The sequence below is a fragment of the Chitinophaga sp. CF418 genome, assembly GCF_900142925.1.
Taxonomy (GTDB): domain Bacteria; phylum Bacteroidota; class Bacteroidia; order Chitinophagales; family Chitinophagaceae; genus Chitinophaga.
The window spans coordinates 389,794-401,161 of sequence record NZ_FRCN01000006.1; the positions used below are offsets into that span (position 1 = coordinate 389,794).

The following is an 11,368-nucleotide window of genomic DNA, read 5'->3' on the forward strand; positions in this document are numbered from 1 at the left end:
CTAAAAATTTATACTGGCAGTAAGACGGTAATAACGCCCCGGCATCGGGTAGTTAATTACAACGTCATAATACTGGTTAAATATATTGTTTAATTCCCCAGTCAGTTTTACCAGCTTGCTACCGAACAATAAACTTGTAGTGACAGACACATCGCTGGTATACCAGGGCTCCATGTAATATAGCGGAATATTGGTATTCAGGAAATATCTTTCTCCGACATAAATAAAACTGTAGTTCACATCCCATTTGTTCCAGGAGGCATGCGCCATGAACGATCCGCTATGTACAGGAATGTAGGCAATCTGGTCCTTATAGTTGACCTCTGCCGGATTGCTCATGTCCATCGCCTTCTGATAAGTATACTTCACAGCAAAGTCCGTCTTCACAGCCTGCAGCAATACAGGCGATAACTGCACACCGGCGTCAATGCCATAAATGTCTACCGAGCCTATGTTCTGCATCATCCATTGGAAATTACGTCCCGGAGAAGCTACAATCTTATCCTTCACATGCGTGTAATATACGTCTGCCTGCAGGGAGAAGAATTGCAGAAAGCCGGCTGAAGTCCTCGTATATCCTGTTCCGACATTATACTGTTTAGCATATTCCGGCCGTAATGCAGGATTGCCCACAGTACTATAGTACATGTCATTAAAGGTCGGCATACGAAAACTATTCTTGTAGAATGCCCTTAGTTTCAGGTCCTCTCCGCGAAAAGGTTGCCAGGAGGCTAATACGGTAGGGGTTAACGCACGAAAATCCCGGCCTGCTGTATAGGCTTTAGTCGTTTCATTCACGATAGTAGCCAGCAGATTTCCCTGCAGCGCTACTGGTCCCAGGTGCAGCTGTGTAGCTGCCGCCCCCAGTGTGCTGTAACGGGTGGGAATCGCGAAATGATCAAGATTGACAGCCGTCATTTCATTCACCTGGAAGTCGGCCGACAAGGCTACATCCCAGAAAGAAGTGATCTTATACTGATTGGCAGAAGAGATATAATATTCTTTCTGCTGATAACGGTTCATCAAAGGGCCATCCACCGTAACAATAGCCGTATCCAGGTAGCGGACATAGTCATACATGAACTTCGCATTCAGCAGCATGGTATACCGCTTTCCGAATTGCTTTTTATAAGATGATTGTATGAACAGGTTACGGTCCCACTGATGTTGTCCGTTGAGGAATTTATTACTGACAATAGCACCCGGCAGTCCGCGTGTGGAATTATAATAATATACCTTCGCCTGCCAGCTGCTGCTGTCCCTGAATTGTCCGTACAACCCTGCTTCTACACGGGCAGCTTCTATCGCCGCATTTTCTCTGACAGCAGTAGTATCGTAGGTGCCGTTGGTATACCTGAACTTATACCTGCCATTACCGTGCAGCCATTCACTGCTCACTACAGCAGATAAACGCTCAGACAGGCGTTGCTCCAATCTCACCGATGGGTTCACCAGTCCAAAAGACCCTGTTTTAAAAGCCACCTTTCCATGTGTCCTTTCTCCCTCCCGGAACACTGGCTTACGGGACTGCAGATAAATAGCCGAAGCGGCTGCAAATCCCTTCGCCGGTTGAAGCAGCACACCCTTCTGTGCATTGTAGAGATCTATCTGTTCTATATTATCCAGTGAAAACCGTCCCAGGTCCACCGTTCCATTCTGGGCATTGCCCAGCTGTATGCCGTCATAGAATACACCGGTATGATTGGTGCCCATACTGCGTACATTCAGTGTCTTCAATCCTCCCAATCCACCGTAATCCTTCAGCTGTACACCTGAAAAGAACCGTACGGCATCCGCAACGGAAAGACTGTTCATCTTTTCCAGTGCAATACCACTTAGTGTCTGTACCGGCGATACGGGATTACTTCTGTCTGAGAAGATCGTCACTCCCTGTAACATCCTGGCAGCTGCTGTGTCTTTAGCAGGCAGCGCCACTTTATCCTGTGCATGAAGCCTGCCAACGGCTGTCATGCACAGAATAAAAAGAGATACAGATCGTATGTAGTGGCGATTGTTCAAGCGTGTCTCAATGAATTAACGGAAAACAGCCATACCAGGGAAATAGAATCCCTCGTAAGTCTTGCTGTGCTGCAAGGCTCCTGTAGTCGCATTGTGTATATAGATCGTATTGTTGGGATCAGACCCATAGAGATTTGTATTACTGTTCAATATCAGGTAATTCCTCTTTTTATCATACCCGATACCTTTTCCGTAGAAGTATTGTCCTGCAGGCAGGGTAATGAACGGCGTGCCAAGAGATGCTGCATCACCAGTATAACGGTATACCTTGTTAGCGCCTGAAATGATAAAAATAGCATTATCTGTAGTCGATGCCACTATAGAGCTATTGATATATGTCCATTCGTTAAAATAAACGGGGAACCCGGTAGTGATACTATCCACAGCCAGTGTAGAAGCATTGATCTTCTTCAGCTGTGTAGCGGATGCTGCCCAGACATTACCATCTTTGCTCTGTACAAAGCCTGACACCGCTGTTCCCAGCTTCTTCGCCACACTGTAATCATTGGCATTCAGGGCTACGATACCATCTTTCACCGACATTACAAATATATAATTACCGCTTTTGATCATATCTCTTACTTCACCATCCACACTGCTGATCTTTGTACCCAATGTCAGCGGAGACAGGGTAACAGGATACAGTCCCACGCCGGTACTGAGCACCCCCCTGCTGTCATCCACTCCCAGGAATGCGCGTCCGTCATGTCCCGGCAAACTGTCCACCCGTCCGGTCTCTTGCAATGTTGCGGCATCAGTTGCTACAAACGGACCATCATATTTACCTACCAGGTATAACTTACCATTGTAAACAGTACCAAACTGCATAGTAGTGGAAGAAGTACCCAGCTTTTTACCGGGATTCTCTGCAGAATAAGCATACTTGTAAATAGAATCCTTGTCGTAATCATAGTAGTTCACATCACCGGCAGCAAAACCGAAATTCCCTTCACTGATCATATAAAACCCATTGTCATACTTACCCGCGGGAGGCGCTACCGCATCATCATTTGAACAAGAGGCCACTGTAAACAGCAGACCGGCCACTAACCAATTGCGTAAATTTTTATGCATAATTCGAACGTTTATCTCGGTTGATGAATACCATGACCTTCATTCAGCTGAATAGACAAATTCAGGTAATCTTGTCTACAGTGACTTTCTTACCGGCACCAATAAATTGATAGAATAAGAAACAGCGCCTCTACAGGCTGTAACTGCATCAAGTGTCTTTCACCCGAAGGCACGGAATGTCGGTTGCTATTGGCAGGTCTTCTGGCTCTCCTGCTTTTTCCGGGCCTTCCCGTTCGCCGGAGGCGAACAGTGGCAATTGGGAGATTGAGTGTCCGGAAAAACCGATCGTTGTGTGCGATGCAGGATTACAGCTACGGGGATAGCTCCGGATTTACACCGGATTCCCTATTAATTCACCATCCGGTGAAACCAAATGCGGCACAAACCTACAGTATGAGTAGTTAATATCCAAAAAGAAAAATAGATAGTATCTTGCCGCAGAATATCAAAACTGTTCTGTTGAAACATCTATTCCTGCTGGTAGCAATCTTCTTCGGAAGCTATGCCAGTTATGCCCAAAGCCCGCTCAATAAAACGGTTACCGTTGATGCCGACCGCCAACCCCTTGCTGTAGTACTAGATAACATTAGCATGCAGGGCGGATTTCACTTTTCTTATGTAAAGGAATTTATTCATGATGACAGCCTCGTAACAGTACATGTGAATAACAAGTCTGTTAAACAGGTCCTGGATATGTTGTTCCAGGGCAATTTCCAGTTCCGTGAAATAGGTAACCAGGTTATCATACAACCCGGTACCTCTTCCAAAGAGAAATGGTTCGTGGTAAGCGGCCATGTAAAAGACGCCGTTACAGGGTCTCCCATCAGCAATGCCAGCGTCTATGAAAGGATGCAGCTCATCTCCACCATGACAAATGAACTGGGCTATTATAAGATACGTTTGCGTGAAAAGGAAAGGACCGCGGCCATGCTGACTGTCAGTAAGGAACTGTACCGCGATACCATTATGCTGATACTCACCGGGCATGACCAGGAACTGGATGCCAGCATTAAGCCAGCCCCACCTATACAGCTGAGTGTAGTAGACATAAATAAGTATTCCCATGTGGAGCAGACCATGTTCGGCCGCTTCTTCCTGTCCTCCCGCCAACGGATGCAGAGCCTCAACCTGAGTGAGTTCTTTACCAAACAGCCTTACCAGTACTCTCTGGTACCCGCTATTGGTACACATGGTAAAATAGGCTCGCAGGTGATCAATAAATTTTCCCTGAACCTGATTGGTGGTTATACTGCCGGTCTTCGTGGGGTTGAACTGGCCAGTGTGTTCAACATCGATCAGAAGGATGTGAAGTGGGTGCAGATGGCAGGTGTGTTTAATATCGTCGGCGGACGTATGACCGGCGTGCAGCTGGCCGGAATACATAACCACACCATGGATTCACTGAAAGGTGTACAGGCAGCCGGGATAAGCAATGTGCTGAAATATGGTTTCCACGGGGTACAGGCGAGCGGCATATATAACCAGACGGGCAGCGATTCAAAAGGTGCACAACTTTCAGGCGCTATCAGCCATGCCGGTGGTAATACCAGGGGCGTGCAGGCAGCCGGCGCCATTAGTGTGGCAAGAGGAGTCATTAGCGGTGCACAGCTGGCAGGATTCGTCAACTACGCCCAGGGAATTGGAGGTGCACAGATTGCCGGCGCTGTAAATGTCAACATCGATACCACCAACGGCGCACAGATATCCGGCGCCATTAATTATACCAAACGACTGAAAGGCGCACAGATTGCCGGCGCGGTGAATGTCAGCATAGATACGACCAGCGGTACCCAGATATCCGGTCTGGTGAATTATGCGGGCATCCTCAAAGGCGTACAGATCGGACTATTGAACTACGCCGACTCCTCCGACGGTTACAGCATAGGCCTGATCAGCATCGTGCGGAGAGGTTATCACCAGGTACAGATCTATACCAACGAGGTCCTTGACCTGAACATAGCCTACAAATCCGGCAACAGGAAGCTATATAGCCTCCTGCTGGCAGGTATGAGCCTGGGCAACAAGAGGGCCTACTCCTTCGGTTACGGTATCGGGCATGATTTCAAATTATCTCCTGTGACTTTTATTACTGCGGAAACTACCTCTCAATTCCTCTACGTTGGCAACTGGAACTCTACCAATACGATGATCAGGCTGCAGGCTGCCTGGAACAGGCGGCTGGCAAAAAAGATCACCTTCTTTGCCGGTCCGACGTTTACCGTTTATCATAGCGACAAACTGGATGTGTCTGAACCGGAACATGAAATAAAGGTTCCCAGACACTATAGCCCCTTCGATTTTGGCGACGGTCTCCTGGGTTGGTTCGGCTGGCATATCGGCATCGGGTTTTTCTAGATTATTTGGTAAATTTGCGCCTTCATTTTCTAAACGGTAAAATTTAAACTCAGGTAATGTCAAAAGTTAAAGTAGGTTTTGTGCAAATGTCCTGCAGCAAAGACAAGGCTGAAAACCTTGCCAAGGCTACCAAAGGTATCCGCGACGCCGCCGCTAAAGGTGCGCAGATCGTTTGTTTGCAGGAATTGTTTACTTCCCTTTATTTCTGTGATGTGGAGGATTATGATAATTTCTCCCTGGCAGAACCTATTCCCGGTCCGTCTACCGACTCCCTCCAGAAAGTAGCGGCAGAACTGGGCGTGGTGATCATCGCCTCCCTCTTCGAAAAACGTACGCAGGGTATCTACCACAACACCACTGCCGTACTGGACGCAGACGGGACCTACCTGGGTAAATACCGTAAAATGCATATCCCGGACGATCCGGCTTATTACGAGAAATTCTACTTCACCCCGGGCGACCTGGGATATAAAGTCTTCAAGACAAAATTCGGCACCCTGGGTGTACTCATCTGCTGGGACCAGTGGTATCCGGAAGCTGCCAGGATCACTGCCCTTATGGGCGCTGAAATACTGTTCTATCCAACCGCTATCGGCTGGGCTACCTCCCAGGACGAAGCTACCAACACAGAACAGTACAACGCATGGCAGACCATCCAGCGCAGTCATGCCGTTGCCAATGGCATACACGTGGTAAGTGTGAATCGTGTAGGCTTCGAACAGGATGGCCGCATGAAATTCTGGGGTGGTTCCTTCATTTCCAATCCTTTCGGTACTATTATCTACCAGGCGTCTCACGACCAGGAAGAAGTGTACGTGCAGGAACTGGACCTGAATACGACCGACAGGTACCGCACTCACTGGCCGTTTCTGCGCGACAGAAGAATTGATTCCTACGCTCCTATCACCAAAAGATTTATCGACGAAGCATAATGAACGGACTACCAACCTTGAAACAGCAGGGATACTTTTTCCCTGCCGAATTCCATCCGCATGTCGCTACCTGGTTGAGCTGGCCTCATAAAGAAGCCAGCTGGCCCGGAAAGATCCAAACGATCTATCCTTACTACAGCCAGTTTGTAAAATACCTGGCAGAAAGTGAACTGGTCCGTATCAATGTGAATGATGAAGCCATGAAGGCTTTCGCTATCGGTCACCTGCGCAATGCCGGTGTCAACATGGATAAGGTGGAATTCTTCCTCCACCCCACCAACGATGCCTGGTGCCGCGACCATGGCCCTGCCTTCCTCATCAACCCGGCTGCTGAACAGAAAAAGGTCATTGTAGACTGGAATTATAACGCCTGGGGCGGTAAATACCCTCCCTTCGATAAGGACGATGTAGTCCCTACCCGTATCGCCGAACATTTCAAGCTGCCGGTATACAATCCCGGTATCATCATGGAAGGTGGCTCTGTAGAATTTAACGGGAAAGGTACTTTGCTGACCTCCGGCTGCTGCCTGCTGAACGAAAACCGTAATCCGCACCTGAACAGGGAGCAGATAGAAGGTTACCTGCAGGACTTCTATGGTGTTGACCAGGTATTATGGGTAGATGAGGGCATCGTAGGAGACGATACTGACGGCCATATTGACGATACTATCCGTTTCGTGAATGAAGACACCGTCCTCACAGTTGTGGAAAGCAACAAGCAGGACGAAAACTACGAACTGCTGCAGGGTAACCTACGCCAGTTACAGCAAATGCGCCTGTTGAACGGTAAACAGCTGAACGTGGTGGAACTGCCTATGCCGGATGCTGTAGTATATGACGACCAGCGCCTCCCGGCCTCATATGCTAATTTTTATATCAGCAATAAGCATGTGATCGTTCCCGTTTACAACTGTAAAAACGACGATAAGGCATTACAAATTATTGCAGAATGTTTTAAAGACCGTGAAGTGGTGGGAATTGACTCAACCGAGATCATCTGGGGCCTGGGTAGCTTCCACTGCCTGAGCCAGCAGGAACCTGCTGTTTAAAATGGTTATAAATGCTATTTAAAGCCTGTTAGGGGATTAATCTCCTGGCAGGCTTTTCCCTTGCCTTCATTTTCCAAATTATGAGCTTATAGCGCCTTATTTACGGACGAGTCTGCATTTCACACCTACCTCCCCCGTTGAAATAGCTTTCGTCCTATAGCCGGCTATGCTCCGAAACCCGGTATACAGGCTCATTTCACCGTCTTTACCCCAGCCGTTGTATAGCCTTCGCTATAGAACAGTGCCTGTAAAGCTATAGTAGAGCTCCTATATAGCTATATCTCCACACCGTTTCCACCTTACTCCTACCGGATTAGCGCCTCATTTAAACACAAGCTGCCATCCTGACATATCGCCTCCCAATTCCCCTCATCTGCAAAGGCATGTTAAAGGCATGTTAAAGGCATGGATAATGTATGGTATCGTGGCCCAAAATTGGCCCACATACTGGACTGCCAATATTACATTCTAGTGGTTCATGTTCGTTCAGCATCCGTTTAAAACAGGTACAAGCTTCGTTTCTCCTATGTCTATCTTACGTTCATCCTAGGTTCAAAGACCTAAGATGAACGTAAGATAGACATAGGAGAAACGAAGTTTGAGCGAATCTTGTACCTGACTGAATACTATTTGAAAGGCCTCCATCCAACCATATCCCGCACCTCAACCTATGGCCATTCCCACCCCCAATGTCATAACATTGTTAAACATCAGTTTACTGCAGAGCTTAAATTAACCTCTTTCACAATTCTTTAGCATTTCACGCGTTAAATTTGCATTAGTCATTTTACATAACACAGCCGGACTCCAAATAAGCCCGGCTTATTTTTAGAATTTCAATCCATTTTCCGTTGATGAAGAGACCTGTTAAGAAACTTATTAAACACTCCCTTACCGTCGGCTTGTTTGCCGGGATCCTCTTTACCATTGCTCCCTCCGTTGGGAATAAAACGAGCACTATCCCCCTTGCCGAAAGCAGGTTCAGTAGTAAACAGGCATTGTTCGCTGCATTGAAGCTGGACTCTCTGGGACTCTCCAGAGAGGCATTCGACTATGCACTGTCCGGCCTGGAAAAACTGGAGAAAGAGGGTAAACTGAAAAATCCCGACCTGCTGACTATCGCCGACTTCAGTCAGCCTTCCAACAAAAAGCGTTTATTCGTGATTGACCTGAGAAAGGGAGCAGTACTGTTTAACACCTTCGTATCCCACGGACGTAATTCCGGTGCCGCTGTTGCCACCACTTTTTCCAATGCGCCTGAAAGCTTTAAAAGCAGCCTTGGGTTCTATGTGACTGGCGATACCTACAAAGGGCAGCACGGCTATTCCTTACGTTTAGAAGGCGAGGAAGAAGGTATTAACGATAATGCTATGAGCAGAGGTATCGTGATGCACAGTGCGGCATATGTCAGCGAAAAGATCGCTAAACTGCAGGGGTATATAGGACGCAGCCTGGGTTGCCCGGCTATTCCTGAAAAAATACATAAACAGATCATCGAAGTCATCAAAGATGGCAGCTGCCTGTTCCTGTACAGTCCTGACAAATCATATATGGCTAATTCAAAGATGTTGGCGGCGGAGAAAGATACTACCGTTGCTTAAGATGCGCATCTGATATCCTTTTTCCAATAATCAGATCAGATCCACTTCATCCTTTCATCCACCCTGGCCCCTCTTCAGATACTCACATGACAGCGTCTATTGCTTGCACGCTGCAATAACATTACCGGCCTCTGCGTGGTGATAACGCGTGTACCGAAAAGGGCCAGGGGGATGGGATGAATTTTATATCGTGTTGTAGTGATCAGGTGACGGTTATTTTGAATCCGTAAAGAGCTTGGAAGCTGTATAGGCGTCATGGTCATAAATATCCTCTCTTAACTGCAGATACCCTCCTTCATCGACCCAGGCAGTGTAATAAGTGATCAGCACTGGCACCGGGTCCTTTATCTTAACGTATTTTTCCTTCCCACTGTTCATTGCACTATCAATTTTTTCTGGCGTCCAGGTACTATTATCCACTAACAGGTAATTGGCAAGCCTTACAGGATCGCCTAAGCGGATACAGCCGTGACTGTAAGCCCGTTGATCTTTTTCGAATAAATATTTCTGATTGGTATCATGAAAGTAAATGTTGAAGCTGTTAGGGAACAGGAACTTCACCCTTCCGAGCGGGTTATCCTTCCCGGGCAATTGCCTGATAACAGGCAGCCCGTTCCGTTCTCCCGTAACCTCCATATGCTTTCTACTGAGATAGTTACGGTTACGCGCCATTGCCGGCAATATCTCCTCCCGCACAATACTATTAGGCAGGTTCCAGTAAGGACTGAAGACGATCTGGTTCAGGTTGCCTGAGAACATGGTCGTGCTCTTACCCTCCTTCCCCACCACCACAGGCATATCAAACTCCTTGTTCTTACCGTTCCACACATATAAGGCAAACTCCGGTATATTCACCAGTATAATGCGGCCCTCCGGCATCTGCGGCGCCCAACGCATCCTTTCCAGGTTAATGAGCATACGCTGTACCAGCTGGATAGCAGACATATTCATCTCACGTAGCAGGGTGTCTGTGATAACGCCTTTGGGCGTATGACCATGGGTGCCTTCAAACAAGCGCACTGCGTTTTCTAATCCATCATTAAATACAATCGACGTATCCTTTTCAGGCAATTCCCCGGTGATAAGCAAACGCTTTTTCACCCAGGCAATAAGGGCTGTACTATCGCCCTTCTTATACCGCGTTTTCTTCTCTACTGTAATCGTATCCCATCCTCCTTTCTTTGCAATGTCCATATACTTCTGCAGGGGCTTCAGCAGCGCGTTATAAGTATTGTTTACTGCATCTTTTTTCTTATTATCGAGAACAGCTGCCGCCTTTTTCATGATCTCTTCTTTCATTGCAGGCACCGCATGTTCAAGTCCGTCTATTGTTTTATCAGCACTAATGTTCAGGTAATAATCAATAAAGCGCTGCGTCAGTTGTAACTCTGTCTTCACAATATCGGCATCCCGCCGAGAAGCAGCAGAATCGCTGTCTCCCGTCATCATAGCGTCCAGCCGGTATTCCAGCGACTTATTATTCTCACTCGTATCTACACTATAATCATAAAGACTGCGGAAGCCATAAGCCTGTTCATTCAACCCATGACTATCAAACCAGGCAAACTCATAATTGCGCGCATTGTAAAAGCTACGTAAACGGTTGGCAAGCGTATCATTCAGCTTTTGCTTTGCGATGAATTTAGTTACATCACTGGTGTCAAGAAAAAGATCATTGTAGGCATTCGCAGGTGTAACCAGCGTATTTCTGGGGGTAATGGTAATAGCAATGGTTTCTTCCTGTTGCTTGTCCGTACTTTTATTCTTACAACTATAAGAAGACACGCATAGCCCGAAAGCTATCAGCAGCAGTGATTTATTTGTTCTCATACTTAACCAGGATGCAAAAGGCGTGCCTCTGCCTTTATATATCCGATGCATCTTATACCAATGCATCTTATACCCGATGCATCTTATACCCAATGCATCTATAGACCTATAACGGTTTGTACTTATTCCTATGGCAGGCTGATCGAGGTAGGACTTCTAACGAAGCCCCAATATTTTGTAGCGCGAGGTTTCAACCCCGGACCCGCATAACGGGTTCATTCGCTACAATCGGCTCCGTAGGTGCCGCGTGTTTGTAGCCCGGGGTGATAACCCCGGGTACGGGTGATAACCCCCGGGTACGGGCGATAACCCGCGTATGGGTGATAACCCCGCGTACGGGTGATACCCCCCGGGTACGGGCGATAACCCGCGTATGGACGCCCCCCGGTATGGGTTTCAACCCCGGCCCCGCATAACAGGTTCATTCGCTACAATCGGCTCCGTAGGTACCGTGTGTGTTGTAACGCGGCGTTTCCCCCCGGGGAGCCTATACCTTCTGTAGAAAAAA

The 11,368-nt window shown here is 47.5% G+C and carries 7 protein-coding genes and 1 riboswitch; of the genes, 4 read left to right on the forward strand and 3 right to left on the reverse strand.

Annotated elements, in window-relative coordinates:
* On the reverse strand, positions 1-1,971 hold the full coding sequence (locus F3I09_RS15675; RefSeq protein ID WP_149695978.1) for a TonB-dependent receptor: 1,971 nt from the start codon (positions 1,969-1,971) through the stop codon (positions 1-3).
* Between the two features lie 63 nt (positions 1,972-2,034).
* The gene (locus tag F3I09_RS15680) at positions 2,035-3,093 is read right to left on the reverse strand and encodes a DUF5074 domain-containing protein (RefSeq protein ID WP_149695979.1); all 1,059 of its coding nucleotides are present in this window, start codon (positions 3,091-3,093) and stop codon (positions 2,035-2,037) included.
* Positions 3,094-3,266: 173 nt separating this feature from the next.
* A riboswitch (cobalamin riboswitch) is annotated at positions 3,267-3,482 on the reverse strand.
* Positions 3,483-3,552: 70 nt separating this feature from the next.
* Between F3I09_RS15680 and F3I09_RS15685 the strand changes: the two genes are divergently transcribed.
* The 4 genes from F3I09_RS15685 (at position 3,553) to F3I09_RS15700 (ending at position 9,030) form a co-directional block, all read left to right on the forward strand.
* Positions 3,553-5,448, forward strand: coding sequence for an STN and carboxypeptidase regulatory-like domain-containing protein (locus F3I09_RS15685; RefSeq protein WP_149695980.1), 1,896 nt, complete (start codon positions 3,553-3,555; stop codon positions 5,446-5,448).
* Between the two features lie 56 nt (positions 5,449-5,504).
* On the forward strand, positions 5,505-6,380 hold the full coding sequence (locus tag F3I09_RS15690) for a carbon-nitrogen hydrolase (RefSeq protein ID WP_149695981.1): 876 nt from the start codon (positions 5,505-5,507) through the stop codon (positions 6,378-6,380).
* On the forward strand, positions 6,380-7,429 hold the full coding sequence (locus tag F3I09_RS15695) for an agmatine/peptidylarginine deiminase (RefSeq protein WP_149695982.1): 1,050 nt from the start codon (positions 6,380-6,382) through the stop codon (positions 7,427-7,429). The genes F3I09_RS15690 and F3I09_RS15695 overlap by 1 nt, the downstream gene beginning before the upstream one ends.
* A gap of 854 nt (positions 7,430-8,283) precedes the next feature.
* Positions 8,284-9,030: a murein L,D-transpeptidase catalytic domain family protein gene (locus F3I09_RS15700; RefSeq protein ID WP_149695983.1), complete on the forward strand. Its 747-nt coding sequence runs from the start codon at positions 8,284-8,286 to the stop codon at positions 9,028-9,030.
* A 213-nt stretch (positions 9,031-9,243) separates the two neighbouring features.
* Here F3I09_RS15700 and F3I09_RS15705 read toward each other — a convergent pair whose 3' ends face one another.
* A complete protein-coding gene (locus F3I09_RS15705; RefSeq protein ID WP_149695984.1) occupies positions 9,244-10,860 on the reverse strand; it encodes a murein L,D-transpeptidase in 1,617 nt (538 codons plus the stop codon).
* Between the last annotated feature and the right edge of the window lie 508 nt (positions 10,861-11,368).

What these genes read in the sequence shown, in the direction of transcription:
- F3I09_RS15690 (WP_149695981.1), top strand. Translation starts at nt 5,505, where the DNA reads ATGTCAAAAGTTAAAGTAGGTTTTGTGCAAATGTCCTGCAGCAAAGAC.
- F3I09_RS15675 (WP_149695978.1), bottom strand. Translation starts at nt 1,971, where the DNA reads ATGACAGCCGTTGGCAGGCTTCATGCACAGGATAAAGTGGCGCTGCCT.
- F3I09_RS15700 (WP_149695983.1), top strand. Translation starts at nt 8,284, where the DNA reads ATGAAGAGACCTGTTAAGAAACTTATTAAACACTCCCTTACCGTCGGC.
- F3I09_RS15705 (WP_149695984.1), bottom strand. Translation starts at nt 10,860, where the DNA reads ATGAGAACAAATAAATCACTGCTGCTGATAGCTTTCGGGCTATGCGTG.
- F3I09_RS15695 (WP_149695982.1), top strand. Translation starts at nt 6,380, where the DNA reads ATGAACGGACTACCAACCTTGAAACAGCAGGGATACTTTTTCCCTGCC.
- F3I09_RS15680 (WP_149695979.1), bottom strand. Translation starts at nt 3,093, where the DNA reads ATGCATAAAAATTTACGCAATTGGTTAGTGGCCGGTCTGCTGTTTACA.